Below are 25,806 nucleotides of genomic sequence, written 5' to 3' on the forward strand. Positions count from 1 at the left end.
GTACTAAACGAAAGGGATGAGTTCAATGTCTACGAAAATAGCGCATGACTCAAGTGGAACGGCTGGCGTACAACCGGAGAAAAAGGATCGACGATTAGGGCTCGGGGCGTTGACGGCACTCGTCGTCGGTTCGATGATTGGCGGGGGAGCCTTCAACTTGGCGGCCGATTTGGCCCAAGGTGCGAACGCGGGGGCGATTTTGATTGGGTGGGTCATCACCGGAATCGGGATTATCGCACTCGGTCTCAGTTTTCAAAATTTGACGATGCGTCGTCCAGACCTCGACGGAGGGGTGTACAGTTACGCCCGGGCCGGCTTCGGTCAGTTCATGGGGTTCAACTCGGCGTGGGGCTACTGGCTCTCCGCATGGCTTGGTAACGTCGCCTATGCGACGCTCCTGTTCAGTTCGGTCGGTTATTTCTTCCCAATCTTCGAAGGCGGTCAAAACATCGCCTCCATCATCGGCGCCTCGATTATGCTGTGGCTCGTTCATTCGCTCATTTTACGAGGCATTCATGAAGCATCCATGATCAACATCATCACGACGATTGCGAAACTCGTACCGATTTTTGCTTTTATCACCATCACCTTATTCTTCTTCAACCTCGATAATTTCACGTTCGATTTCTGGGGCCAGGGTGGTTTCTCATGGGGTAGTGTGAGAGACCAGGTCGTCTCGACGATGCTCGTCACACTATGGGTGTTCATCGGTGTCGAAGGGGCGGTCGTCTTATCCGGACGGGCCCGCAAGCGCTCGGACGTCGGGAAAGCGACGGTCATCGGGTTGCTCGGGACACTCGTCATCTATCTGCTCATCTCGGTCATGTCGCTCGGTCTCATGAATCCAGAGAACGTGGCGAACGCCTCGCAACCGGCGATGGCGTACTTGCTCGAGTCGGCGGTCGGACCGTGGGGCGCGATGCTCATCAACGGCGGTCTCGTCATCTCTGTCCTCGGGGCGTGGCTCGGGTGGACGTTACTTGCCGCCGAGATTCCATTCGTGGCCGGGAAAGACGGCGTGTTCCCGAAATGGTTCACGAAAGAGAATAAGAACAGCGCGCCGGCCAACGCGCTCTGGCTCACGAACGGATTGATTCAATTGTTCCTCTTCACGTTCCTGTTCTCGGATGCGGCGTATAATTTCGCTTTCTCGCTCGCTTCGAGCGCCATCTTGATTCCGTACGTCTTCTCGGCCTTCTATCAAGTCAAAGTCGCGAAGAACGGCATCGGCTATAACGCCGGTGAACGCCGGACTCGCGACCTCATCATCGGAGCCGTCGCCTCGATTTACGGGATTTGGCTCATCTATGCGGCTGGAATCGACTATCTGCTCTTGACGACCTTACTGTACGCACCAGGTACGTTGCTCTATATCAAGGCACAGCGTGAGAACGGCATCAAGACGTTGACGAAGACGGAATGGATTGTGGCCGGGGTCTTGACCGCGCTCGCCATCTTGGCCGTCGTGCGCATCGTCTCAGGAAATATCTCAGTCTTTTGATCGGGGGAAACCAATATGCGGAATAAACGAGTAGTCATCGCACTAGGTGGAAATGCGATTCAACAAGGAAAAGATGCGACGGCCGAGGCTCAAATTCGAGCCGTCGAGGCGACGGCTGAATCTCTGGCCGCGCTTGTCGCCGAAGGGATTGAGGTCATCATCACCCACGGGAACGGGCCGCAAGTCGGGAATTTGATGTTGCAACAGGCTGCGTCAGATAGTCCGGCGACGCCTGCCTTGCCACTCGACGTTTGCGGGGCGATGACACAAGGGATGATTGGCTATTGGTTCGAGAATGCCCTCACGAAAGCTCTGAGATCGCGCGGTTTGGAACGTTCGGTCGCGCCAATCGTCACGCGGTCGGTCGTCGACCCGAACGATAGTGCCTTCAGTCACCCGACGAAGCCGATTGGTCCCTTCTACGACGAGGCGGAAGCGCAGCAGATGGAACGGACGACCGGTTATGTGTTCAAAGAAGACGCCGGTCGCGGCTATCGCCGCGTCGTCCCGAGTCCGTTTCCAGTGGCGATTCTCGAGCACGCGGTCATCCGTGACCTTGTCGCCCATGAGCACATCGTCGTCGCCTCTGGCGGCGGCGGGATTCCCGTTATCGATACACCAGATGGTTATGTCGGTGTCGAGGCGGTCATCGATAAAGATTTCGCCGCTGCGAAACTCGCCGATCTCGTCGACGCCGACATGCTCCTCATTTTGACGGCCGTCGAGCACGTGTTCGTCGATTTCGGGACCCCGTCGGCTCGGGCGCTCGAGGAGACGACGAAAGAACAGCTCGAGACGTATATCGCCGAAGGCCAGTTCGCACCGGGCAGTATGTTGCCGAAAGTTCGGGCCGCCCTTCAGTTCGCCGAGTCAGGCCACGACCGGGTCGCCGTCATCACGTCGCTCGAACAAGCCCTTGCGGCGGTCCGAGGCGAAGTCGGGACGCGCGTCCGACTCGCCGCGACGCTCCAACAATAAACTCAACGCCACAGACAACAGCGTCTGTGGCTTTTTTTCTGAATTGGTAGCTCGTCGTTTTTTATGGTCCGACATGGGGAAGGAATGTTGTATGTCGATTTAGACATTGCTATCATTTTGAGTGTAAACGTTTGCACAAATTAGAAGGGGAGTGACGAAGAGCGGTAACGCTCGAGCTTATGCGTCTATTTGAAGAGGAGAACGTCTATACGCAACAAATGAAACCACAGGCAGATAATCGAGCAATCGTCCAAGGGAGCTGCTATCGCTTCACGGTACTGACGAGCCAACTGATTCGGATGGAATACGCGGAAGATGGAGTGTTCGAGGACCGGCCGACCCAAGTCGTCTTTAACCGGGCGTTCGCAGTCCCGGAGTTTCGCGTGATCGAGGATGAGACGGAACTGCAAATCATCACGGAGCACGTCCACCTCTATTACACGAAAGGGCCGTTCGCGCCGAACACGCTCTACGTCGATGTGAAAGGGAACTTCAGTACGTACTATAGCCGCTATACATTTAACGGACCGGAGCGGACGTTGAAAGGGACGGCGCGAACGCTCGACCATGTCGACGGGGCGACGGAACTCGGTGAGGGCATCGCCTCAAAACAAGGATATGCCGTCATCGATGACTCCGATTCGTTCATCATGACCGAGGATCGTTTTGTGGAACCGAGACGGAAGCATATCCATGACTTGTACTATTTCGGTTATGGACATGAATATAAGCGGGCGCTGCGTGACTTCTATCAACTGACAGGCCCGACGCCGCTGTTGCCACGAAAAGCGCTCGGCAACTGGTGGAGCCGCTATTGGCGCTACGACGAGACGGAATATAAAGAACTCATGCGTCGGTTTAAGACAGAAGACATCCCGTTCTCGGTCAGCGTCATCGACATGGATTGGCACGTCACCGATGTCCCCGAAGAATACGGGAGCGGATGGACGGGTTATTCATGGAATAAAAACCTGTTCCCGGACCCGAAAGGCTTCTTGACGTGGCTCAAACAAGAGAGTCTGCTCGTCACGTTGAACTTGCACCCGGCGGACGGCGTGCGTGCCTTCGAAGATCAGTATACGGCGATGGCCGAGGCGATGGGCATCGACCCGTCCCAGGGTGACCGCATTCCGTTCGACTTCTCTGATAAGCGCTTCATTCAAGCTTATTTCGAGCAGATGCACCATCCGCATGAAGTCGACGGCGTCGATTTTTGGTGGATTGACTGGCAACAAGGCTCGACCTCGAAAATGGAGGGGCTCGACCCGCTCTGGATGTTAAATCACTATCATGCGGCCGACATCGCCCGTGACGGCAACCGTCCGCTCATCTTCTCCCGTTACGCCGGGCCGGGCAGCCATCGGTATCCGGTCGGTTTTTCGGGCGACACGTTGATTTCGTGGGCGTCCCTGGCCTTCCAACCATACTTTACAGCGACGGCGGCCAATATCGGCTATGGCTGGTGGAGTCATGACATCGGCGGCCATTATCGTGGGTCGAAAGATGATGAACTCGCCGCGCGCTGGGTCGCATTCGGTGTATTCAGCCCGATTATGCGACTGCACTCGACATTGAGTACGTTCAACGGCAAGGAGCCGTGGCGCTTCGGTCTCGAGGCGGAACGGTCGATGAAGACGTTCCTGCGTCTGCGCCATCAATTGATTCCATATACCTATACGATGAACTGGCGAAATCATGTCGGCGCCTTGCCGCTCGTCTTACCGATGTATTACGAGCACCCGGACGAAGACGCGGCATATGAGGTGCCGAATGAGTATTACTTCGGCAGTGAACTCATCGTCTCCCCAATCGTCGAACCGATGAATCGACAGCTCCACGTGGCGGCGACGAACGTCTGGCTACCGAAAGGCGACTGGTTCGACTTCTTCACGGGTCATCGCTACAGCGGAGACAAATCGGTTCGCATGTTCCGTGGGCTCGAAGATCAGGCGGTGTTCGCCAAAGCCGGGGCGATTATCCCGATGGCACCACACCATTCGGGTCGAAACGATACCGACAACCCGGCCGATTTGGAAGTGCTCATCTTCCCAGGCGCCTCGAACACGTTCACGCTCTATGAAGACAATGGGAAGGACCGTGGCTATGAGACGGGAGCCTACGCCGAGACGACGTTCACGCTCGATTGGGAGGAACGGAGCCTTCATATCCAAGTGACAGGTGACCGGTCTGTGTTACCGGTGGACCGCCATGTCACGTTGCTCCTTCGAGGGGTGACCGGGTCTGGTGAATACAAACGGGAGACACAGACGCTTCGCCTCGAGCTCGGACCGATCAGAGACGAGCTGACCGTGGAACTCCCGGTCGATGTGACGGCGAACGACCATCGTCTCGATCGGTTGTATCGCTTCTTGGACCGTGCGGAAATCTCATACGATTTAAAAGACCGGTTATACCGGTCAGCGGCGGCGAAGACGCGACTCGAAGCATGGCTGTTCGATTTACATGCGCTCGAACTCGATCGCGACCTGCAAGACGCGATCATGGAATTGATGCTCGACTGAATACTTTATTGTGACGAAGAGGGGCGGTTCATGCCCTTCTTTTTTTGTCAGAAAATCGTCGGATTTTGTAAGCGTTTTCAATAAGAGGTCGCTTTATACTTAAAAGAGAGGCAAGATGGATTGGAGGATGCGACATGAAACCAAAATGGACGGTGGACGATTTGAGACAGCTTGATGTGTTCGCCAAATGTGCCACACGAGAGCTCGAGGCGCTGTTGCCGCATGTCTATTGCCGCACGTATCGGAAAGGTCAACTCTTGTTCATAGAGGGCGATCCCCGGGAACGGGTCTATTTCTTGATTAGCGGTTATGTGAAGCTTGAACGTTGCAACGAGACGGCGACACATCAATATACGGACTACTTGAAACCGAAGCAGTTGTTCCCGTATCGCGGCTTGCTGACGGAACCGTACTATCAACATTCAGCCGAGGCGTTGACCGATATCGAGGTCATCTATATGCCGACCGATCGATTCGAACAACTCGTCTCGCGGAACGCATCGATGTTGCTCCACATCGTCGGACAGATGAACCGGATTCTCGATTTGCACGAGCGCCGTGTCCAGGACATCATCACACCGAGTGCGACCGACCGGGTGCTCAACACGATTCATTACTTGATTGAAGACCTCGGGGAGGCGGAAGCGACGGGCGTTCGTGTCCGCTGCCCGTTCACGACGATTGAGATTTCGCGCTTGTCGGGCACGTCACGAGAGACCGTATCGAACATCTTGTCGCGGTTGCGAAAAGAAGACGTGCTTCAATTTGATGCGCGGGAATTGATGATCGGTCATCCTGAATATTTTGAACAGTCGCTGTGATGGCGCCGCGTGTGGGACGTGGCGTTTTTTGCATGTCTGAGGAAGCGAAGCGTTCGCCTTGCAAGGGTGCATCAGGTATAATTAGTGAGAATCCTCACAAAGAAAAAGTCTCCTGATTGATAGAAAGGATGAACGCAGTGAAACGACTGCAAGCTCTCGCTTTAGCAGAAAAACGCCATATCGTCGGACTCATCATCGCGGCAGTGATGATCGGGTTGTCGATTTTAGCTCAAGCCTATTTGATTGTCGACATTGTCGATCAAGTCTTTTTAAAAAATGCATCGTTTGAAAGCATCGTTCCGACGCTCGGGTGGCTCATCCTCGCGCTCGTCACACGAGCTGGTTTCGGCTATATGTCGGGGAGGATTGGAGCGAGCCTGTCAGAAAAGGCGAAACGAACACTCCGATTGCAATTGCTCGACCGCTATACGTCGAATCCGATTGAGACGTCACTATCCGGTCAATCCGGTAAAAAGGTGAGCGTGTTCATGGACGCGGTCGACGAAGTCGATGCCTACTTTAGCCAATATTGGCCGCAAGTCATTCAAACGTCGATTATTCCACTACTCATTCTCGTCGTCGTCTTCAGCCAACATTGGATTTCAGGCGTCATCATGATGGTGACGGCTCCATTCATCCCAATTTTCTTCATCATCATCGGGATTGCGACCCAGAAGAAGTCAGAACAGCAGATGGAGAAAATGAATCAGTTCTCCGGCAAGTTCTTGGACGTGTTGCAAGGATTAACGACGCTCAAACTATACGGTCGGACCGAGCGTGAGGCGCAAGCGATTGAAAAGAGCAGTCTCGATTTCCGCGACGCGACGATGGTCGTCTTGAAGACGGCGTTCCTGTCGGGTCTCATGCTCGAGTTCATCTCGATGCTCAGCACGGGCGTCGTCGCACTCGAAGTGGCGCTCCAAATGGTCGTCTGGGAGAACTTGACGTTCTTCTCCGGCTTTTTGATTCTCGTCTTGGCCCCGGAATACTATTTGGCCATCAAAGACCTCGGCGGTGCGTTCCACACCGGACGAGGCAGCATGGGGGCGGCCGACCGTATTTTCGAGGCGCTCGATGCACCGGATGAACGCTTGACCTGGGGCGACCGGACGTTGACGAGCCCGACACCCGACCTCGAGCTCGACGCCGTCTCGTTCGCCTATGAAGGTGGACGCTTTACGCTGCATCCATTAAGCGGTGTGATTCCTGCCGGTGCCCACGTGGCGCTCGTCGGGGCGAGCGGGTCCGGTAAGACGACCGTATTGAACGTGTTGTCCGGGCTCGTGAAACCGGACAGTGGACGTGTCCTCGTCGACGGAGAACCGCTCGAGACATACACCGATTCGTCATGGTATGACACGATTGGCTACATCTCACAAAATCCGTATTTGTTCGCCGGTACCGTCGCCGATAATATCGCCCTCGGGGAAACGGCCGACGAGATAAACATCCTTGAAGCCGCGAATGCAGCCGGATTGAACGATGTCATCGCGCAATTGCCGAACGGCATTCATACCGAACTCGGTGAAGGCGGTTATGGATTGTCTGGAGGCGAACGGCAACGGCTCGCCTTGGCCCGCGCCTTCTTGAAACGACCGGGCATCATCTTGTTCGATGAACCGACGACAGGGCTCGATTTAGTGACGGAGCAAATCGTTCGGCGCTCGATTGAGGAGTTGTCGCGCGAGGCGACGCTTGTCACGGTCGCGCATCGCTTGCATACGATCAAGCAGGCGGACGCGATTTGGTTCATGGACGATGGGAAGCTCCTCGCCCAAGGTACGCATGACGAATTGCTCAGCGTTCCGCAATACGCTGACTTGTTCACGCTACAGAAAGGGGTGAGAGGATGAACTCACTTTGGACGATCACGAAATGGATGATGCGCGAGAAGAAGGATATCGTCCTCTCGATCTTCTTTGGGTACGTGGCCGGCATCGCGGCCGTCGCCTTGTTCGCGGCGAGCGGTTACCTCGTCTCACGGGCCGGTCTCGTACCGCCGCTCTATGCGCTCATGGTGCCTGTCGTTTTGATTAAATTGTTCGGTGTGATTCGGGCGAGTGCGCGTTATCAAGAGCGCCTTGCCTCGCACCGGGCGACGTTCACGATTTTGAGCGAGTTGCGGGTCCGGTTTTACCGCCAGCTCGAACCGCTCGTGCCGAGCATCTTTGCCAAGTATCGGAGCGGAGATTTGCTCGCTCGCGTCGTCGGTGACGTCGAGAGCTTGCAAAACTACTTTTTACGGGTATTCTATCCGCCGATTATCTTGGTGCTCGTCTTCTTGAGTACGATTTTTTTCGTCACGTATTTCTCGATGTGGGTCAGCCTCTGGATTTTGTTCGGTGTGTTCGTGACCGGCTTTTTGATTCCGGCGTTCTTCGCCCGAATCTGTGCCAAGCACGACCGCGAGCTTCGCGCCTTACGGGGTGACCTGTCGAGTGGGATGACAGAGATGATGTACGGATATCGCGATTTGTTGCTTCATCATCAACTTGGACGGACACGCGGCGAGCTGCTCGAACAGAGTGACCGTTACGCCGAAGCGCAGAAGCGGGATGTGACGAATCAGTTCTTCAACTCGTCACTCGTCGTGGCGGCATCCCTGCTCGTCTCGTGGGGTGTTCTTGCCATCGGGGCGTATCTCGTCGTCGACGGCGAGTTGAACGGCCTATTTTTGGCCATGCTCATCATGATGTCGCTCACCGCGTTTGAGAACGCGACACCGATGGCGGTCTTCCCAGGCCACTTTGCCGACAGCAAGCAAGCGGCCGATCGACTGCTCGAAGTCGTCGAGCCGAGTGAAGCAATCGTCGCGGCCGAGGCCACCCGGACGGACATGGTACTCGAATCCGCTCCAGACGTATCGTTCGAGCGCGTGACCTATCGCTATCCGGATACGTACCGCGACGTCCTGAGCGACGTGGATGTGACGTTACGAAGCGGAACGAAGACGGTCATCGTCGGGCCGAGCGGCTCAGGGAAATCGACGCTCCTGCAACTGTTGCTCGCTTTCGTCAGACCTGATTCCGGTGAGATCCGATTGAATGGGCAACGCTTGGATGATGTGACCCAAGCATCGGTTTGGCGTGAAGCCAGCGTCGTCCTTCAAGAGAATCACTTCTTCTTCGGGACGGTGCGCGAGAACTTGGCGCTCGCCGGAGAGTTCACCGACGCTGAGATGGAAGCGGCGCTCACGAGCGTCCGGCTCGGTTTCTCACTCGATGAGCCTGTCCTCGAGAAAGGGGCGAACTTGTCGGGCGGAGAACGGCAACGGCTCGCCATCGCCCGGGCGCTCTTGAAGAACGGGGTGCTCTGGATTCTCGATGAAGCGACGTCGGCCCTCGATGCGCGGACCGAGGCGGACGTGTTCGCCGAAGTCTTCCGCCGTGCCGAGTCATCGACACTCGTCATGGTCAGCCATCGCCTGACCGGGCTCGAGCGCTTCGATCACATCATCGTCATGGAAGGCGGTAGCGTCGTAGAGACGGGAACGTATGATGAACTGATGCGGTCCCGCGGTGTCTTCTATGGCTTGAAACAGATCGAGCAAGATATTTTCGCATGAAAAAACGAGCGGCTCCGTCGGAGAGCCGCTCGTTTTTTGGATGGCAAATTTGGGTGCAACAAATGGGGGTTGTCGCATTGCTTTCAAAAAGAGTGTCGTGGAGGGGAATCCACGTGACGCAATAGTTTGGGGAACGGTTACGTCAAGCTTTTGGGAGCTACATCTTGAGTATAGATGATAACGATTCTCATTGTCAATTAGAAAATGATATAAAAAAACCACAACCGGTTCGGGTTGCGGTCAATCGTCAGCTTGATGGCACGCCCTTGCGGAACGTGAAGCGAATCAAGCTGAACAAATAGCGGATATAGAAGAGCGCGAACGCATAAAATACAGCGATGGCTGATGCGCCGAGTTCAACACCTGGAATGTTCATCAAGAACTCGAGGATGAGAATCGACAGCAAGAAGATGTAGAGGCCAGCGTCGAGATAGAGTGGCATCAATTTGCCACGTTGATGCCAGAACGTCCGGACGAGCGGAGCGACGATCATCCCGATGATGCGTTCCGCGAAACCGATGCTAAGCACGGAAATCATGAACGCAGCGACCGTTTCGAACGAGACGAGCTCTGAGAACGCAAACATCGAGATGAGCAAGAGCGGGCCGATGAAAATCATCATTGAGAGTGACGTGCGTAAAAAGATCAGTAAGTTCCGTTTCATCGTGTCGACTCCCCCGAAGAGCGACTGGCGGAACGTCTTGCCACGTTGATAGTCGAGGATGAACGATCCCACAAACATCAAACCGAATAGTGATAACAATACTGTCATGAAATGTGTTTCCCCTTTTTCTGTCCAAATCTATGATCAACTGTAAGAATCATCGAATCAAAGTCTAGCCTAGTGTACCGATTCACTAGTTGAAAGTAAAGCGGGAAAACTGCGTAAAACCGCAATCTTTAGCGAACGATTCGCCGATTACGACGCCAAGATGAAGCGATTGCGACCAGATTCCTTAGCGTGGTATAACGCTTCGTCGGCATGCTTCAACACGCTGTCGACTTCGATGTCGTTTGAATGGCAGGCGCCGAGCGAGACCGTGATATGTAACGTCCCGGCGCTCGTCTCGAACGGGAACGTCGAGACTTTTTCTCGTATAGATTCGGCGAGGCGAGTCACGTCCTCTCGATTGGCGTTCGGCATGATGATTAAAAATTCTTCTCCGCCGAAACGACCGACAAGATGCCGTTCGTCGCTCTCGGCGACGAGTAACATGCCGAGCTCACGCAATACATCGTCCCCGACGTCATGGCCGTACGTGTCGTTCACGCGTTTAAAGTGGTCGATGTCGACGAGAATCAACGCGTACTCTTTCGCCTCGACGTTCAGGTTGGCCATGGCTTCATTCAATAGACGTCGGTTGGCGATGCCGGTCAATGCATCCGTCCGAGCAAGTTGTTGCTGGTGCTGGACGTTCTCAAAGTGACGTCGCAACTCTTGGAGCAACCGGTAAGAAGCACAGGCACCGCCGTATGCCATCACGACGTAGGCAAAAATGATAGGGTAGAACAATTGAAGCGGTAACGCGTAATAGATGGCGGCACCGAAAACAGCGATACTGATTGTCGTGAAAATGAGTAGCGTATTGCGGGTATTATCGAGTTTGAGGCGCAATAGACTGATGGGAAGGACGAGCCCAATCATGCTCAAAACGGCCAGATAAAAGCCGATGTACGCCCCGTCGGTGACCATCAAAAAACGAGCAGTCAAAAAGATAACGGCGGCAACCGTTCCGCTGACCCATCCACCGAACAGGACGGCGAGTGAGATTGGGATGGAGCGCAAATCAATTAGGATCCCTTCAAGTGGCAGTGCGTTCGCTAGTAAAATCAAGGCGACGAGCCCGGTTTGAACGCCGAGCAGAATTCTGCTTTTTAAAGGTGATTTCGGTGTGAGCCGTGGACGGTTTCGGAAAGGGAGAAACGAAATCGTGAATAGCGTGAATAGGATACACAGATTTAGAAAAAATGAGTTGATGATTGTGAGCATGAACGCATCCCCTAACGTGAAATGGAAATAATTAGTTTCAGTTTAGCACATTACAACCAGGTTGACGCTTGATGGATGGGGATAATGTGTTCACCATTCTCGCCATTCTTCCGTCACGTCTTCTGTCGTCTCATAACCGGCTAAAATGGCACCGGCTTGAATGAAGTCGTACAATTCCTCACGCTCGACCGTCTCGATGAAATGGTCGTGTTCTTCGTCAATTTCGTTTAAACGCAATACGACGTCGCGGACGGCCGCTAACACGTTTGCTTCCGTGCCGTCTGCCTGTGTCAAGGCGGTCACGTACCGCCGAAGCGCGGCATCGACGGCAAAGATGATCTCGACGGTATACACGTCATCTCCCTCGTTCATTCGGTCTTCCCACATCAGTGTCGGGCGATTGGCCCATAATCGTTCAACTTCCATATTAGGTGCCTCCTTCGAAATGGAACATCATCTTCCACTCTATCTTAGCAAATAAGTTTGGTATGATAGAGAAAAAGGGGGACTGTCCGTGCGGTATTGGGACCATTTCAAACGAGCCTTCATTCCGATTGCGCTCATCTTGATCGGGTTAGCCATCTTTTATACATTATCGGCTCGAGGCAATCTGGCATTGACTGCTCTCGGAGCGGCCATCGTCGGCGTCATCTTATTTTTAGTGATGCGACATATGAATCGGGTCGAAGAAGACTAACGAGAACACGTTCGGGGTTCTCGTTTTTTGTTGTCTGTGAGATTTTTTGGGTACACTACATAGTAAGGAGGGATTTATTATGACAAAAGCTACATTTGCGGGAGGCTGTTTTTGGTGTATGGTCAAACCGTTTCATAAATATGAGGGGGTCGAGCGCGTCATTTCCGGCTATACGGGCGGACATGTCGACAACCCGACCTACCAACAAGTCTGTTCAGAGACGACAGGTCACCTAGAGGCGATCGAGGTCACGTTCGATCCGGAAGTCATCTCGTACGAGGAACTGTTGCGCATCTATTGGCGTCAAATCGACCCGACCGATGGTGGCGGACAGTTTAACGATCGGGGTGAATCGTATCGACCGGCGATTTTCTATCATTCAGAAGAACAGCGTGCGGCGGCTGAACGCTCCAAACAAGAAATCGAAGACTCAGGCCGCTTCGATCGACCAATCGAAGTGGAGATTCGCCCAGCGAAGACGTTCTGGGAAGCAGAAGACTACCATCAGGACTATTACAAGAAAAACCCATTCCGTTATGAGATGTACCGGGTCGGTTCTGGCCGGGCCAAGTTCGTGAAAGAGGCGTGGAGTGACAAGAAGATTCAGAAAGAATTGAAAGATCGTCTGACGCCGATGCAATATAAAGTCACGCAAGAGAACGGCACCGAGCCTCCGTTCCAAAACGAATATTGGGATGAGGAGCGGGAAGGGCTGTATGTCGATGTCATCGATGGGACACCGCTCTTCACGTCGCGCGATAAATTCCAATCGAATTGCGGTTGGCCGAGCTTCGCGCGTCCAATCGAAGAGAAGCGCATCGACATGAACATGGACACGACGCACCATATGGTCCGGACGGAGGTCCGTTCGAAGGGAGCCGACAGCCACCTCGGCCACTTGTTCGATGACGGTCCGAAAGAGCTCGGTGGCTTGCGCTACTGCATCAACTCGGCAGCGCTCCGTTTCATTCCAAAAGAAGAACTCGAGTCTGCAGGTTATGGAGAGTACAAGCACCTATTCGATGCGTGAAGGAGAGAAGGCCATGTTCACATCCGTCAAACAACAGATCCGTCGTGAGACGCTCGCGACCGTATTGGACTACTACGACAAATCGATTCGGAATCTATCGGAAGCCGCCAGAGATGAGAAGTATAACAAGATGAGCGCGACGCCGTTCTCGTTTTTCCGTGGGAGTTCGCACTTGTTCTATTACGACTTTGCGAAAGTGCCGCTCGCGTTTGATACGGATGCGTCCCATCCGACGTTCATTCAAGGAGATCTCCATTTTGAGAATTTCGGTGTGTTCGAAGATGGCGCCGGGACGATCATTTACGATGTGAACGATTTTGATGAGGCGTATCTCGGCTCTTATTTGTTTGACGTCCTGCGCATGGCCATCTCAGTTGACTTGTTTGCCGCCGAGTCAGGTTTTGATGCGACTCGGGCCATCGAGACATATGCTGACACGTATGCACGTGCGATTGAGCGTTACGCGAACGGGAAAGACGAAGATGTCCAGTTCACGAAAGCGAACACGTGCAAAGCGATCAAGAAAGTGATTAAAAAGGTCGAGAAGAAGAAAGACGCGTTCATGGCCGAGCGGACGGAAGTGCGGGACGAGGAGCGCTACTTTGCGACGAGTGACGACCTCGTGCCGGTCAGTCCGAAGACGGCGAAGCAAATCAAGCAGGCATGGCCGGACTATTTGTCGTCGTTATCGGAGAAACATCGCCATCACGCCGACCATTACAAGATTAAAGATATCGCCATTAAACGTGAGAGTGGCACCGCTTCGATTGGACTCGAACGATATTATATTTTGATTGAAGGCGCGGACGAGGAGCATGACGAGGATATCATCCTTGAAATGAAACAAGCCCAATCGGCCGTCCCGTCTCTCTTCTTGCCGACGCATCCATTGTTTGAGGACGGGCTGTCCCATCAAGGGGCCCGTGTCATCGCGGCTCAGCGTGCCATGGTGCACAGTCGTGACCCGTATCTCGGCTACTTGACGATTGATGGGAATGAATACTACGTCCGTCAACGGTCACCGTATAAGCGAAAAGTGAAAGCGAAGCACATCAAGAATGAGGAATCGCTCATCGAGACGTTGAAAGTGCAGGCGGAAATCACCGCCAAGATTCATGCCCGGGCGGATGCGGATGCGAACGTGCTCGATTATGAGGCGAGTGAACGCATCGCGGCGGCCATCGGTGTGTCGCGCCCGCTGTTTATCCGTCAAATCACACGTTGGTCCCAATTTTACGCCAATCAAGTCCGGTTTGATTTTGAAGCGTTCCAGACATGGCTCACGACGCGCTCGGAGACTCACGTCTGAACGAGCATCGGACTTGCGGCCAGCCCCTCGTTTGCTTCAGAATGGAACGGTAAAGGATGTGTGCGATAGATGATTACGGAACAACAGGTCATCTTGCAGATGAAGCAAGTGATGACACAAATCGAACAGTCGAGCGGAGAGGCCCAGAAGCGCCATTTGGCCAAGCTGATGGGGTATTGCGAGCTACTGCTCGCCGATTCGGCTCCGACGCAACAAGCAGTGGTTCCCGTGGCCCAACCGGTCGAGTCGAAGCCGCCGCTCGATCGTCAGATGGCGGCGTTCCTTGGAATTCCGCTTGAAGAAGAGGACAAACCGAAAACTGATTCATTGCTCGACTTTTAAGCTGTGCCCCGTGGCACAGCTTTTTTTGTGAGGCGTTCGCGTTGACTTATATACCGTAGGGGGTATAATGGGGTTGACTAAAATATACCTAACGGAGGCGTGACTATGCTTGACTTCTTGTTTGTTGCAGTAGTGATCGGATTGATTTATTTTTGGTGGACGAAGCGGAACGGCACGAAAACAGTCTCGACGGATGAGTTGAAACGAAAGATTGCCGAAGAGCGGAACATTCAATTGCTCGATGTCCGAGAACCGCACGAATACCGAGGTGGGCATATCAAGCAAGCGAAGAACGTGCCACTCTCTGGCTTCGGCAATGCGAGTGCCCAGTATCCAAAAGATCAAGCCCGTCCGGTCTATGTCATCTGTCAGAGCGGGATGCGAAGCCAACGAGCCGCCGCCATGTTGAAGAGCGCAGGTTATACGGACGTCTATTCGGTCAAAGGTGGTATGAATTTCTGGCGTGGATAATGAGAACAGCTCTAGCCGAACAATATGTTCAACTAGAGCTGTTTTTTTGGTACGCATCCACATCATTTCAGTTTGAGGGCCTGCATAATTTGCTTCGGCACGTCAGTGTTATCCAGAACGCCAGTGAAGCGGTCGTGCTGAGGACCATAGGCATACAGTGGGACGTCCACACCCGTGTGTTGTGACGTCGTCCAACCAACGTAAGCGCGTTTGCTAATGATTTCATTCAGTACGAGCGTGCGTCTTGGCGATTCGGCCGCTTGGATTGCCTTCACTTCTGCTTCCGTCAGCGTGAGTGACGTATATCGTTCGACGACGTCCCGAACATTCGTCAGCGACTCATCAAACGAATCGACCATAAAATCGCCCGTCGCCGTGACCGAACGAAGCACTTCTGGTTTGGCCACGTACTCATTATAACCGCCGACCGACATGCCTCCCGTATCGTGATCGCCTGCGACGACGACAAGTGTCTGTTTGTCCTTCATGGCGAATTGGATGGCTTTCTGGAAAGCGTCATGGAACGCTTCAGAATCTTTCATCGCCCAAGCGGCATCGTGGGCGTGACCGGCCCAATCGATTTGACTGCCCTCAACCATTAGGAAGAAGCCATCTTTGTCTTGGTTAAGGGATGTCAAAGCGGCCGTGGTCATCTCGGCAAGGCTCGGCTCCTCGGTCATCTCACGGTCGAGTTCTGGTGCCATCGCCTCTGGTGCGAACAGACCGAGCAACTTCGAAGCGTTCGCAGTTTCAAGCTCGTCTGCATTCGTTGCATACGTATACCCAGCTGCCTCCGCTCGAGCAATCAAATCTTCTTTTTGCAAGCCGCCGTCTTGTTCAGTAGTGAAATAGTTTTGACCGCCACCGAGCAAGACGTCCACCTCGAGCTCATCCATATATTGTTTGGCGATCTCGGCCTCGCTCGCGCGCGACGCGACGTGTGAGGCGAAAACGGCCGGCGTCGCATGGGTGATGGTCGACGTGGCTACGAGTCCGGTCGCTTTTCCAATCTGATTCGCTTTTTCGAGCACTGACGTCAGTTCCTTGCCGTTCGGGTCCATGCTGATTGTGCCGTTGTTCGTCTTCACGCCGGTCGCCATCGCTGTCCCGGCGGCTGCCGAATCGGTCACTTTCGAGTTCGCGGAATACGTCCGCATCATCCCGGTCAAATGTTGATCGAGTGTAGTCTCTTCCTCGTCCGCATACCATCGATAGTTGGTGGCGTAAGATGCGGAGTATCCGTCCGGAATCATAAAAATCACATTTTTCACTTGCTTCTGGTTATGTTTGGCGTTCGCGCCAGCTTCTGGTTGAATCCCGCTTCCGCCAACGACCGCGCCGACCGTTAAGCCGAAAGCGAGCGTCCCAATCATCCATTTTTGTTTGCTCATTTGTCTGCCTCCTGCATATGTAATCACTACAGTCCTCACTATAAAAAACAAATGTAAATGTTCCATTTCCCTTTTTTTTAGAATCTGTAAAAAAAGATGGGACCACTTGTAAGCACCAGACTTTATGCCTAGTGACGTTTCCGCTTTCGGTTTTCAGGGGATTCTGCTACGGTAGGAACATAGGAAAGAGAGAGGGGACCAGACAATGGCAGTCATTTTATTTGATATCGATGGGACGCTCGTCGACACGACCGGACCGATGACGCAAGCAATCCACGAGGCGTTAAAACAACTTCCACATTTACCGAAACCGAGCGAGGACGCGGTCCGTTCCGGTTACGGATTGGCCGGTAACGCATTTTGGGAGCACGTCATCCCGGAGGCGACAATCGAGGAGATCCGCCAAATTCGCAAACTTCGTCATGAGACGCTCGAACGAGCGATGGAAGGCCAACACGTCTTGTTCGACGGGATTTACGAGATGCTCGAGGCGCTTCATAAAAAAGGGCACACGTTGACGACCGCGAGCAACTGCGGTGTCCATTATTTGAACTTGATTCTCGACTCGCAAAACATTCGCCAGTTCATGACGGCGCCAGAATGCCTCGAATCCGTAAGTGGTGAGAAAAAAGCCGACATTTTGACGGCGCATCGCCTCCGTCACGGCGAGAACGACTATGTGATGGTCGGGGACCGGAAATCGGATGTCGAAGCGGCTCGGGCCCATGACTTCCCGGTCGTCTTGACTGGATTTGGGTTTGGAAACGAGGACGAATGGGCGCTCGCGGATCATGTAATTGCGACGCCGAACGACTTGATTACGTATATCGAATCATAAAAAGTTCCGGTTGAACGCGATGTTCAACCGGAATTTTTTTAAAGTCCAAGCGAGATATATTTGATTTCTAAAAATTCTTCGATGCCATGGTGACCACCTTCACGGCCGAGACCGCTCTGCTTCCACCCGCCGAACGGTGCTTGCGGCGTCGACGGGAGACCGTCATTGACGCCGACGATGCCGTATTCGAGCGCTTCGGCCAAATAGAGGGCCTCGTTGATGTCTTGCGTGAACACATAAGCGGCGAGACCGAACGGGGTCGCATTCGCCCGCTCAATTACTTCCTCGAGCGTATCGAACGACGCAATCGGTGCGACGGGGCCGAATGTCTCCTCGTTCATGCACAGCATATCCTCATTCGCATAGCGGACGACGGCCGGCCGGACGAATAGGCCGTCGAGCTGCTCCCCGCCCGTGATCTCGCCTCCGCGGATTTGAGCGTCCTCCAAGTGCTTCATCACTTTCTCGACCGCGGCCTCGTCGATGAGCGGACCGATATCCGTCCCTTCGTCGAGCCCGTTGCCGACTTCGAGCGCTGCGACGGCCTCGATGAATTTTTCGGAGAACGCATCGACGATGGACTGCTCGACATAAATCCGGTTGGCGCAGACACACGTCTGTCCGCCGTTACGGAATTTCGTCGCGACCGCTTGCAGTACAGCCTTGTCGAGATCTGCCTGTGCCGTGACGATGAGTGGGGCGTGACCACCGAGCTCGAGCGAGATTTTCTTCATCGTATCGGCGGCGCCGCGCATGAGGGTCTTGCCGACCTCGGTCGAACCGGTGAACGTCAATTTGCGGACACGGGGGTCGTGTTGCCACGTGTTCACGATGTCAGAAGCTTTCCCGGTGACAAGATTGATGACACCGGGTGGGAAGCCTGCTTTCTCAGCCAGTTTGACGAGTTCGATCGCCGTCAATGGTGTCGCTGATGCCGGTTTCAATACGACGGTACAACCTGCGGCAAGCGCCGGCGCCAATTTTCGGGTGATCATGGCGGCCGGGAAGTTCCATGGGGTGATGGCGGCGACGACGCCGACCGGTTGTTTAATGGCAAAGATGCGTTTCTTGTTTGACGATGCCGGAATCGTCTCGCCGTACACGCGCCGACCTTCCGCGGCGTACCACTCGATAAAGCCGTTCGCATAGCGGACTTCGCCGATGGCTTCTTGGAGCGGCTTGCCTTGCTCTTCGACCATCGTCCGAGCGATGGCTTCCGTATGTTCATCGATCAGTCGATTCCATTCGAGCAGGAGGGCGCCTCGTTCTTCTGCCGTTTTCTCTTGCCAGTCCTTCAAGGCGTCGTGGGCGGCATCGACAGCCTGTTTCGCTTCGGCGGTGTCGCTCTTTGTCACCGTGGCCATAATGTTGCCGGTCGCGGGATTCCGCACCACGATCGTGTCCGATGTATCAATCCATTCTCCGTTGATGAAATTGTTCTCCACTCGCATCTTGATTTCCCCTTTCGTCTAGGTGCACATTAAGAAGGTACCCGATTTCAAAAATCATACACAATTTTACAACGGGGGAGGGGTCGCTATGTGGGTCATCATCTTGGGCTATGTCGTCGGCAGTATACTTGGCGGGCGCTTATACGGCAGGTGGAGCGGTCAAGACTTGGCAACGAGTGGGTCGGGAAACACCGGTGCCCGCAATGCGTTACGGATTGGCGGGAAGCGAGCGTTCTTGTTCGTTTACGGATTCGACGTCTTGAAGACGGTACTCGTGTTGTCAATCAGCGGTCCATATTTTTTTGAGACCGGACTCGCCTTGACGCTCGGGCACATTTATCCGATGTGGCATATTCGCACCGGTGGGAAGGGGTACGCCGTATTTTCTGGAATTATATTAGCGTACAGCCCGTTATGGTTTTTAGCAGGACTTGCCATGTTGCTCATTCTCATCAAACTGACGCGTAACTCGCGCGAGACGGGGCTTGTCATGCTCATGCTCTTGCCGCTCGCGGCCTGGGGGGACGCAACAGATGTCAGTGTGGCCAGTTTGACGATGATTTTGATCATGTACCATCATATAAGGGGGAAACAACGTGCTTGAATTTCGAAGAGCGACGCCGGGGGATGCGGAAGCGATTCATCGATTGAACTATGAGACGTTTGTCGAAGAAATCCCGCAACACCATCCGAACGAGGAGCGACGACTCGTCGATCGCTTCCATGATACGAATACATACTGGATTGGATTGGCAGACGGGCAGCTTGTCGCCATGTGTGCCATCCGTGACGAACACCCGTTTTCACTTGAACAAAAAGGTGTGACGCTGCCGCCGGGAGAGTGGATTGAAGTCCGGCTATTGGCCGTGACGCCTTCCTATCGGAACACAAGGACGTTTGCCGGACTTATGCGAGCGATGCTCATGGAAGCGACAGACCGGGGTGTGGAAGGGATTGTCATCAGCGGAACCGTACGCGAACAGAAGCTATATCGACGGTTCGGGTTTATCCCGTTCGCAGAACCGGTCGGGACGGCGGAGGCGTTATACGTGCCGATGCAGTTGACGCGCTCTGGGTTCATGCAGTCAGAGACCGCTCGAACGTTGCGGCCAAAGTTACTCCTCGCCGGTCCCGTCGAACTGTCGAATCAAGTGCGCGCTGCGCTTGCCGCTCAGCCGGTATCACATCGGTCGACTGAGGCCAGCCGTTTGCTCCATTCGGTCCAGTCGAGGCTGAGCCATCTCGTCAAGTTGCCTCATGTTTACACATTACTCGGGAGCGGGACGATTGCGAACGATGCCGTCGCTGCCCAGTTGCACGGACGTGGCGTGATCATCGACACAGGGGAGTTCGGACGGCGGCTGATTGACCATGCCAATCGGGCTGGTCTTGAATTTGATGTCGTCCCGCTTTCGGCTGGGCGTCGTCTCGACTTAAAGCGAATCGGACAACATGCACCAGATTGGATTTGGACGGTCCATTGCGAGACGTCGACGGGGAAGCTGGTCGATTTGGACCAGTTGCGTAAGTATGCACACACACATCCGACGAAGATTGCGATTGATGCCATCAGTGTGGTTGGGACGAAAGTGACCGACTATTCGTTCGCGCATCTGGTGACGTTCGTCTCGGGCAAAGCGCTCCGAAATGCCCCTGGATTGGCGTTTGTCGCCATGCGAGAACGAGCTGTCCCGAACCCGTCGATTCCGCGTTATTTAGACTTGGCAGGCTATGACCCAATCGCCTTCACGCAATCGGTCCCGCTCATTCAAGCGATGGACGTCGCCTTGCGCGAACTGACGGACGCGGAGATTGCGACCCATCAATCCAAACTTGATGCGTTCGTACATGAACTGGTGCGCCGCGGTATATCGGTTGAACTCGGGGACGATCAAGCGCCCGGCATTTTTTCGCTCGCGCTGCCAGACACACTGTCCTCGATTGAGCTAGGATATCAATTGGCGTTCCATGGCTATCAAGTGCAGTACGAGAGCGTTTATTTGCGGCGTGCGAACTGTCTCCAAGTCTCCACGATGGGATGGACGACCGACCGGGATTTGCAGCAAGTCGCCGCCTATATCGGTACGTGGCTCCAGAAAAAAACCGCCACTCCAGGGAGTGACGGGTTCAGACGCGGAAATCTTGGCGGGCCAAATGACGAATCTTTCGACCGAGGCGTCTTGAGTTGAAATAAGCGATGACCGAGACGACGCCACCTGACCAGAACAGCCACTCATCCGGTCGGAGATAGCCGAATAGCCCGACGACAAGGCCGAGGATAATCAAGCCAGCGTTGAACGTTTGACGATGGAGCAGTTCTTTCGACTCGAGCTCACGTTGGAACATCGCTTGTTCGGACAGGCGCTTCCGGGTCGGCTCTTTCAAATAGTTATCGAGGAGTGGCGGGACGTTCAGCAACTTCTTGCCGTAGTTGAGCGCCGTCATGACGTAACGGTTCTGAATCGTCGTCCCATCGGACTCGAGCCATTGAATGACAATCGGTTTACCGAGCGTAAACAAATCGATTTTTGAATCAAGGATTTGCAGAATCCCGAGCAGCGTCGAAGCGGCCCGACCGAAGAAGGCGAACTCGGCCGGCAGTTGGATCGGCTCGTTCTTGACGAGCAGTTGGATATCTTGCAACACTTTTTCGATCAGCTTCGTATCGACCGTATCGATATCGGTCTCTAAATAGAACGTGACCGCTTTTTCAAGCGCTTGACGAATGTTATGCTTGTTCGCCGTCGGCAACAGGAAACGCAAGTCCTCAAGTCCGTCGACGACACCGTCATAATCAAGCGAGATGAACGCCTGCAAGATTTTACGGATCGTCGCCATGTCTTGGGCAGTCGATGACCCGACCATTCCGAAGTCGAGCAGGATGATCGTCCCGTCGGCCCGGATTTGGACGTTTCCTGGGTGGGGGTCGGCGTGGAATTGTCCGCCGAACAACAGTTGCTCGGCTGCCATCGTGAACAACCGTTTGGCAAGTGCGGAGCGGTCGATATTATTTTCTTTTAAGAAAGCGAGGTCGGTGATGCGGCGGGCTTCGACCCAATCCATCGTCAACACCCGATTCGTACAAAGGTGGTCATAATAGTCCGGGATGTACACGTCGGGGTTATCGGCGTATTTCGCTTTGAAATAATGGGCGTTTTTCAATTCGGTTTGGAAATTTAACTCGTCCCCGATGACAAAAATCATTTGGCGATATAAGCTATCTAAGTCGGTCGATTTTGCCAGCGATGTCCGCTTGAGCATCGTCGTGACGATTCGCATCGCTTTGAAGTCGGTCCGAATGATCTTTTCAATGTCTGGACGCTGGATTTTCAAGGCGACGCGCTTCCCGTTCTCAAGCAACGTCGCGCCATACACTTCCCCGATTGAGGCAGAGGCGACGGCGTCGATTCCGACGTCTTTCACAACTTGTGTATACGGGACGCCCCATTCTGCTTCCAGGATGGCGCGGGACTTGTCCCAGCCTGATGTAGGGACACGGTCGACGAGCTCGGATAACTCGTTCAATACAGAAGGAGGCAACAAGTCGGCCCGAATCGATAGAAACTGCCCGAGCTTGATGAGCAGCCCTTCGAGCCGGAGTGCGTTCCGCTTATACTCGCGGGCAAGGTTCAACATGAGCGTCTCATACTCTTCGGTTGACGCGAGACCTTGTTGCTGTTTGCGGGAGAATGCATAAATTTTAATGATGAATCGGGCGAACATCGTGACGATAATCCATATGCGGAACAAGGCGATTCGTTTCATAAAAGTACCGACATCCTTTACAAGCAGTCGCTCGACTGATCTGATTTTTTATATCTTAACTTTACCACAGAATGCTTTAAAGAAAGGGCAAGGGATATTTATGGAGTGGGAATTACTCAACGTCGTCGGAACGATTGCGTTTGCGGCGAGCGGTGCCATCATCGCGATGGACGAGAAATATGATATTTTTGGGGTATGGTTGCTCGCTTTCACAACAGCTTTCGGTGGCGGGGCCATCCGAAACGTCTTGCTCGGAAACCCGGTCAGTTTGATTTGGCAACAAAACGATCTCTTCATCCTTTGTTTTCTTGTCGCATTGCTCATCTTCCTGCTGCCAAACGTTGTTTTGCCGCATTGGGAACGCTGGGGCGTCATCGTGGACGCAATCGGTCTCGTCGCCTTCGCGTTTCAAGGAGCACAGGTCGCCATCAAGCTTGATTTACCATTATCGGCCGCGATTGCAGCGGCCGTTTTGACGGGTGTCGGTGGCGGGGTCGTCCGTGATTTGTTGGCCGGCCGAAAGCCTCTCGTCCTACAATCGGAAGTATATGCGATTTGGGCGATCATTATCGCGGTCGTCACATATTATTTCCGTCTTGAAGGAGGACTTCCTGTCTATACGTTACTTGTTGTCGTTGCGGCGCTTCGAGTGATATCCTACTATCGAAAGTGGAATTTACCTGCACGTAAAGTGCGATAAGGGGGAAATTAGTGATGAAAGCTTTACTTATTATTGGCGCCGCTTTAATGGCGCTCGGCGTCGCGTTCGGTGCGTTCGGGGCCCATGCGTTGAAAGAACGTCTGGCACCGAATATGCTTGCGAATTGGCAGACCGGTGTGCTCTATCATATGATTCACGCTATCGGCATCATCGCTTTAGCGAGCATTTTGATGAAAGTGAGCATTAGCCAGTTCAACACAGCAGGATGGCTCATGTTTGCCGGGATTCTCTTTTTCTCAGGCAGCCTGTATGTCATGGCATTGACCGGAATCACGAAGCTTGGAGCGGTCACACCAATTGGTGGCGTGCTGTTTATCGCCGCATGGGTGTTCGTCATCATCGGCGCATTCAAATTGTAATCAAACGTTAACGTCTGATTAACAGTCTTCCTGTATCATTCAAGGTGTGAGACCCCTTGTCTCCACACCGACGAACAATTGGCCCGTTTAGCCTTTTTCGCCTGGAGCGAGAGACTAAATAGGCCCTTTTTACGTTTTTTGGAAATGGTTAGACTTAGAAAAATACCTGGATTATACTTTTTTAATATAAGGTCAATAATTTCCTATTTTCATCTATTATTACAACTATGTTTCGAGAAAAGAAAAGTGAAAAAATGTTGAAATATAAAGGGGTGGGGAGCCGTATAAGGTTTCCCACCCCTTCGTCGTAATAAAAGTGAAATATAACTTTAACAGGAAAACATTCGACACTTCGATATAATTAGTCGTGTTGAAACTAAAAAAATAATCGTTTTTGTTACATAGCAAAACGACTGACCTTTAAATAGTACGTGAACCCTAACCCCGTCAATAGAAAGGATGTCCCCATTGATCAATTGGAAACGCACCGTCTCGACACTCACGCTTAGCGCGCTTCTTCTTGGGACGCACTCGGTGGCTGATGCCTCGACGTCAATCAAGGAGAAACAAGAGCAGCAGAAGAAAGTGCAAGAGCAACGGAATAACGTCAAACAGAACCAATCGAATACGTCTTCGAAAATTAAGCAAAATAAAAATGAAATCTCGAAAGTTCAAGCTGAAGTCAACAAGATGGATGCCCAACTTCAAGACATCATCAATGATGTCGCAGCGAAACGCCAAGAAATCAAGCGTACTGAGTTGAAAATTGAAGACCTCGAAGCTGACATTAAAGGCTATGAGAAGAAGATGAAGGCTCAAGAAGCAATGATGAAAGAGCGTATGGCCACGATGCAAACGAATGGCGGCGGCTCAATCAATTGGGCTGAGTTCATCTTCGGTTCGAAAAACTTCTCGGACTTGATCACACGGATGATCACGGCCGGAACGATTCAACGAAGCGACCAAGAGTTGTTTGAAGACTATGAAGCGACGCGTCAATCGTTACAAGAAGCGCAAGCATCACTTAAAGAAGAACGCACATCGCTCTTGAAGCAACAAAAAGCGCTAGAAGTACGTCAAGCTCAACTCGAGAAGAAGATGAAACAGCGCGAAGCTCGCATCAAAGAGCTCGAGGACAAGAATATCAAATTCGAATCGCAAATCTTCGACCTTCAAGAAATCGAAGCGACGTTAATCGCGCAAGAAGAAGCGATTGCGGCTGAGATTGAAGCGCAACGTCGTGAGGAAGAAGAAGCGCGTCGTCGTGCTGAAGAGGCGGCTCGTCAAGAAGCAGCCCGTAAAGCTGAAGAAGCTCGCCAAGCAGAAGCGGCGCAAGCAGCAGCAGCGGCCCGTCAAGCAGAAGAAGCAAGAGCGGCAGCGGCTAAAGCCGAGGCAGAACGAGCAGCAGCTCAAAAACAGCAGAACAATAACAATAATACCCAGTCGTCTTCATCTTCAAACCAGACGACACAAAATAGCACACCGGCACCGAAACCGGCTGCGCCAGCACCAAAGCCGGCGCCGGCACCAGCGCCTAAACCAGCTCCGATGGCACCGACCACATCGGCACCGGCACCATCGGGCGCAATGTTCATTCAACCGACAACGGGACGTTTCTCACAAGGATGGGGACCGGCAAGCGGTCAATTCGGCTACTCGTTCCATAACGGCGTCGATATCGCTGGACCTGTCGGAACACCAATCCGTGCCTCGGCAACGGGAACGGTCATCCGTGCCGGCTGGGGTGGCGCATACGGGAATCACGTCATGATTGCCCACGTCATCAACGGACAAGTTTGGACGACGGTCTATGCCCACATGAACTCGGTCTCAGTAAGCGCCGGTCAACGTGTGACACAAGGCTCGAACATCGGGACACTTGGGAACACGGGTAATTCTTCAGGCCCGCACCTTCACTTCGAGGTTCATCAAGGCAGCTACTCGTACTCAGGAACGAGCGCGGGTAGCACAGTCAACCCACGTCAGTTCTTCTAATGATCAACGAGGACCCGTCAATCGTGACAGGTTCTCGTTTTGTGTCCCATCAAAACCAAA

The 25,806-nt window shown here is 53.3% G+C and carries 23 protein-coding genes; 17 read left to right on the plus strand and 6 right to left on the minus strand.

Annotation, left to right across the window (positions count from 1 at the left end; all coding sequences use genetic code 11):
* Window positions 1–25: 25 nt before the first annotated feature.
* The 6 genes from arcD (at window position 26) to cydC (ending at window position 9,387) form a co-directional block, all read left to right on the plus strand.
* Complete coding sequence (gene arcD / locus KNP67_RS04415) at window positions 26–1,501, plus strand: arginine-ornithine antiporter (RefSeq protein ID WP_214715650.1); 1,476 nt, start codon at window positions 26–28, stop codon at window positions 1,499–1,501.
* A 15-nt stretch (window positions 1,502–1,516) separates the two neighbouring features.
* Window positions 1,517–2,479 carry a carbamate kinase gene (arcC, locus tag KNP67_RS04420; RefSeq protein WP_029594557.1) on the plus strand — a complete coding sequence of 321 codons (963 nt, stop codon included), beginning with the start codon at window positions 1,517–1,519 and terminating at the stop codon, window positions 2,477–2,479.
* A gap of 179 nt (window positions 2,480–2,658) precedes the next feature.
* Window positions 2,659–5,001 (plus strand): glycoside hydrolase family 31 protein, encoded by a 2,343-nt coding sequence (locus tag KNP67_RS04425; protein ID WP_214756042.1) that lies wholly within the window; start codon window positions 2,659–2,661, stop codon window positions 4,999–5,001.
* A gap of 134 nt (window positions 5,002–5,135) precedes the next feature.
* A complete protein-coding gene (locus KNP67_RS04430; protein WP_214716397.1) occupies window positions 5,136–5,822 on the plus strand; it encodes a Crp/Fnr family transcriptional regulator in 687 nt (228 codons plus the stop codon).
* 128 nt (window positions 5,823–5,950) lie between these two features.
* On the plus strand, window positions 5,951–7,675 hold the full coding sequence (cydD, locus tag KNP67_RS04435; RefSeq protein ID WP_214716395.1) for a thiol reductant ABC exporter subunit CydD: 1,725 nt from the start codon (window positions 5,951–5,953) through the stop codon (window positions 7,673–7,675).
* Entirely contained in the window at window positions 7,672–9,387 is a 1,716-nt protein-coding gene (gene cydC, locus KNP67_RS04440) for a thiol reductant ABC exporter subunit CydC (RefSeq protein ID WP_214756043.1), read from the plus strand. The genes cydD and cydC overlap by 4 nt, the downstream gene beginning before the upstream one ends.
* A gap of 247 nt (window positions 9,388–9,634) precedes the next feature.
* Here the strand turns inward: cydC and KNP67_RS04445 are convergent, their stop codons facing one another.
* From KNP67_RS04445 to KNP67_RS04455, 3 genes are all read right to left on the minus strand, one after another.
* Window positions 9,635–10,159 (minus strand): hypothetical protein, encoded by a 525-nt coding sequence (locus KNP67_RS04445; RefSeq protein WP_058764968.1) that lies wholly within the window; start codon window positions 10,157–10,159, stop codon window positions 9,635–9,637.
* A 147-nt stretch (window positions 10,160–10,306) separates the two neighbouring features.
* Window positions 10,307–11,377 (minus strand): diguanylate cyclase, encoded by a 1,071-nt coding sequence (locus KNP67_RS04450; RefSeq protein ID WP_214716391.1) that lies wholly within the window; start codon window positions 11,375–11,377, stop codon window positions 10,307–10,309.
* 90 nt (window positions 11,378–11,467) lie between these two features.
* A complete protein-coding gene (locus tag KNP67_RS04455; RefSeq protein ID WP_214716401.1) occupies window positions 11,468–11,803 on the minus strand; it encodes a hypothetical protein in 336 nt (111 codons plus the stop codon).
* A gap of 88 nt (window positions 11,804–11,891) precedes the next feature.
* Here KNP67_RS04455 and KNP67_RS04460 point away from each other — a divergent pair, with 88 nt between their 5' ends.
* The 5 genes from KNP67_RS04460 (at window position 11,892) to KNP67_RS04480 (ending at window position 15,226) form a co-directional block, all read left to right on the plus strand.
* Window positions 11,892–12,074: a hypothetical protein gene (locus KNP67_RS04460; RefSeq protein ID WP_214716382.1), complete on the plus strand. Its 183-nt coding sequence runs from the start codon at window positions 11,892–11,894 to the stop codon at window positions 12,072–12,074.
* 79 nt (window positions 12,075–12,153) lie between these two features.
* Window positions 12,154–13,104: a peptide-methionine (S)-S-oxide reductase MsrA gene (gene msrA, locus KNP67_RS04465; RefSeq protein ID WP_214716380.1), complete on the plus strand. Its 951-nt coding sequence runs from the start codon at window positions 12,154–12,156 to the stop codon at window positions 13,102–13,104.
* Window positions 13,105–13,117: 13 nt separating this feature from the next.
* A complete protein-coding gene (locus KNP67_RS04470) occupies window positions 13,118–14,413 on the plus strand; it encodes a DUF2252 domain-containing protein (protein ID WP_214756045.1) in 1,296 nt (431 codons plus the stop codon).
* 69 nt (window positions 14,414–14,482) lie between these two features.
* The gene (locus tag KNP67_RS04475; RefSeq protein WP_058764957.1) at window positions 14,483–14,755 is read left to right on the plus strand and encodes a DUF5327 family protein; all 273 of its coding nucleotides are present in this window, start codon (window positions 14,483–14,485) and stop codon (window positions 14,753–14,755) included.
* A 105-nt stretch (window positions 14,756–14,860) separates the two neighbouring features.
* Complete coding sequence (locus tag KNP67_RS04480; RefSeq protein ID WP_214756046.1) at window positions 14,861–15,226, plus strand: rhodanese-like domain-containing protein; 366 nt, start codon at window positions 14,861–14,863, stop codon at window positions 15,224–15,226.
* 62 nt (window positions 15,227–15,288) lie between these two features.
* Here the strand turns inward: KNP67_RS04480 and KNP67_RS04485 are convergent, their stop codons facing one another.
* Complete coding sequence (locus KNP67_RS04485) at window positions 15,289–16,617, minus strand: alkaline phosphatase (RefSeq protein WP_214756048.1); 1,329 nt, start codon at window positions 16,615–16,617, stop codon at window positions 15,289–15,291.
* A 205-nt stretch (window positions 16,618–16,822) separates the two neighbouring features.
* Here KNP67_RS04485 and KNP67_RS04490 point away from each other — a divergent pair, with 205 nt between their 5' ends.
* Window positions 16,823–17,455 carry an HAD family hydrolase gene (locus KNP67_RS04490; RefSeq protein ID WP_214756050.1) on the plus strand — a complete coding sequence of 211 codons (633 nt, stop codon included), beginning with the start codon at window positions 16,823–16,825 and terminating at the stop codon, window positions 17,453–17,455.
* 38 nt (window positions 17,456–17,493) lie between these two features.
* Here KNP67_RS04490 and KNP67_RS04495 read toward each other — a convergent pair whose 3' ends face one another.
* Window positions 17,494–18,906 (minus strand): NAD-dependent succinate-semialdehyde dehydrogenase, encoded by a 1,413-nt coding sequence (locus tag KNP67_RS04495; RefSeq protein ID WP_131471525.1) that lies wholly within the window; start codon window positions 18,904–18,906, stop codon window positions 17,494–17,496.
* A gap of 88 nt (window positions 18,907–18,994) precedes the next feature.
* Here KNP67_RS04495 and KNP67_RS04500 point away from each other — a divergent pair, with 88 nt between their 5' ends.
* Both KNP67_RS04500 and KNP67_RS04505 read left to right on the plus strand, forming a co-directional pair.
* Entirely contained in the window at window positions 18,995–19,510 is a 516-nt protein-coding gene (locus KNP67_RS04500) for a glycerol-3-phosphate acyltransferase (protein WP_029594574.1), read from the plus strand.
* Window positions 19,503–21,095, plus strand: a complete 1,593-nt coding sequence (locus KNP67_RS04505) for a GNAT family N-acetyltransferase (protein ID WP_051627664.1) — start codon at window positions 19,503–19,505, stop codon at window positions 21,093–21,095. Before KNP67_RS04500 ends, KNP67_RS04505 begins: the two co-directional genes overlap by 8 nt.
* Here the strand turns inward: KNP67_RS04505 and KNP67_RS04510 are convergent.
* Window positions 21,034–22,671 (minus strand): ABC1 kinase family protein, encoded by a 1,638-nt coding sequence (locus KNP67_RS04510; RefSeq protein WP_214756052.1) that lies wholly within the window; start codon window positions 22,669–22,671, stop codon window positions 21,034–21,036. The two genes, KNP67_RS04505 and KNP67_RS04510, sit on opposite strands and share 62 nt — an antisense overlap.
* 100 nt (window positions 22,672–22,771) lie before the next feature.
* Between KNP67_RS04510 and KNP67_RS04515 the strand changes: the two genes are divergently transcribed.
* The 3 genes from KNP67_RS04515 (at window position 22,772) to KNP67_RS04525 (ending at window position 25,746) form a co-directional block, all read left to right on the plus strand.
* Complete coding sequence (locus tag KNP67_RS04515) at window positions 22,772–23,371, plus strand: trimeric intracellular cation channel family protein (RefSeq protein ID WP_029594577.1); 600 nt, start codon at window positions 22,772–22,774, stop codon at window positions 23,369–23,371.
* 14 nt (window positions 23,372–23,385) lie between these two features.
* Window positions 23,386–23,751 carry a DUF423 domain-containing protein gene (locus tag KNP67_RS04520; protein WP_029594578.1) on the plus strand — a complete coding sequence of 122 codons (366 nt, stop codon included), beginning with the start codon at window positions 23,386–23,388 and terminating at the stop codon, window positions 23,749–23,751.
* Window positions 23,752–24,210: 459 nt separating this feature from the next.
* The gene (locus KNP67_RS04525) at window positions 24,211–25,746 is read left to right on the plus strand and encodes a murein hydrolase activator EnvC family protein (protein ID WP_029594579.1); all 1,536 of its coding nucleotides are present in this window, start codon (window positions 24,211–24,213) and stop codon (window positions 25,744–25,746) included.
* The last annotated feature ends 60 nt before the right edge of the window (window positions 25,747–25,806 follow it).

Origin of the sequence: Exiguobacterium sp. s157, assembly GCF_018618205.1 — a bacterium.
Classification (GTDB): Bacteria; Bacillota; Bacilli; order Exiguobacteriales; family Exiguobacteriaceae; genus Exiguobacterium; species Exiguobacterium chiriqhucha.

Coding starts and splice junctions, on each gene's coding strand:
- cydD (WP_214716395.1), top strand. CDS start 5,951: ATGAACGCAGTGAAACGACTGCAAGCTCTCGCTTTAGCAGAAAAACGC.
- KNP67_RS04455 (WP_214716401.1), bottom strand. CDS start 11,803: ATGGAAGTTGAACGATTATGGGCCAATCGCCCGACACTGATGTGGGAA.
- KNP67_RS04525 (WP_029594579.1), top strand. CDS start 24,211: ATGTCCCCATTGATCAATTGGAAACGCACCGTCTCGACACTCACGCTT.
- arcC (WP_029594557.1), top strand. CDS start 1,517: ATGCGGAATAAACGAGTAGTCATCGCACTAGGTGGAAATGCGATTCAA.
- KNP67_RS04510 (WP_214756052.1), bottom strand. CDS start 22,671: ATGAAACGAATCGCCTTGTTCCGCATATGGATTATCGTCACGATGTTC.
- KNP67_RS04520 (WP_029594578.1), top strand. CDS start 23,386: ATGAAAGCTTTACTTATTATTGGCGCCGCTTTAATGGCGCTCGGCGTC.
- msrA (WP_214716380.1), top strand. CDS start 12,154: ATGACAAAAGCTACATTTGCGGGAGGCTGTTTTTGGTGTATGGTCAAA.
- KNP67_RS04485 (WP_214756048.1), bottom strand. CDS start 16,617: ATGAGCAAACAAAAATGGATGATTGGGACGCTCGCTTTCGGCTTAACG.
- KNP67_RS04430 (WP_214716397.1), top strand. CDS start 5,136: ATGAAACCAAAATGGACGGTGGACGATTTGAGACAGCTTGATGTGTTC.
- arcD (WP_214715650.1), top strand. CDS start 26: ATGTCTACGAAAATAGCGCATGACTCAAGTGGAACGGCTGGCGTACAA.
- KNP67_RS04475 (WP_058764957.1), top strand. CDS start 14,483: ATGATTACGGAACAACAGGTCATCTTGCAGATGAAGCAAGTGATGACA.
- KNP67_RS04470 (WP_214756045.1), top strand. CDS start 13,118: ATGTTCACATCCGTCAAACAACAGATCCGTCGTGAGACGCTCGCGACC.
- KNP67_RS04490 (WP_214756050.1), top strand. CDS start 16,823: ATGGCAGTCATTTTATTTGATATCGATGGGACGCTCGTCGACACGACC.
- cydC (WP_214756043.1), top strand. CDS start 7,672: ATGAACTCACTTTGGACGATCACGAAATGGATGATGCGCGAGAAGAAG.
- KNP67_RS04480 (WP_214756046.1), top strand. CDS start 14,861: ATGCTTGACTTCTTGTTTGTTGCAGTAGTGATCGGATTGATTTATTTT.
- KNP67_RS04425 (WP_214756042.1), top strand. CDS start 2,659: ATGCGTCTATTTGAAGAGGAGAACGTCTATACGCAACAAATGAAACCA.
- KNP67_RS04450 (WP_214716391.1), bottom strand. CDS start 11,377: ATGCTCACAATCATCAACTCATTTTTTCTAAATCTGTGTATCCTATTC.
- KNP67_RS04445 (WP_058764968.1), bottom strand. CDS start 10,159: ATGACAGTATTGTTATCACTATTCGGTTTGATGTTTGTGGGATCGTTC.
- KNP67_RS04495 (WP_131471525.1), bottom strand. CDS start 18,906: ATGCGAGTGGAGAACAATTTCATCAACGGAGAATGGATTGATACATCG.
- KNP67_RS04515 (WP_029594577.1), top strand. CDS start 22,772: ATGGAGTGGGAATTACTCAACGTCGTCGGAACGATTGCGTTTGCGGCG.
- KNP67_RS04500 (WP_029594574.1), top strand. CDS start 18,995: ATGTGGGTCATCATCTTGGGCTATGTCGTCGGCAGTATACTTGGCGGG.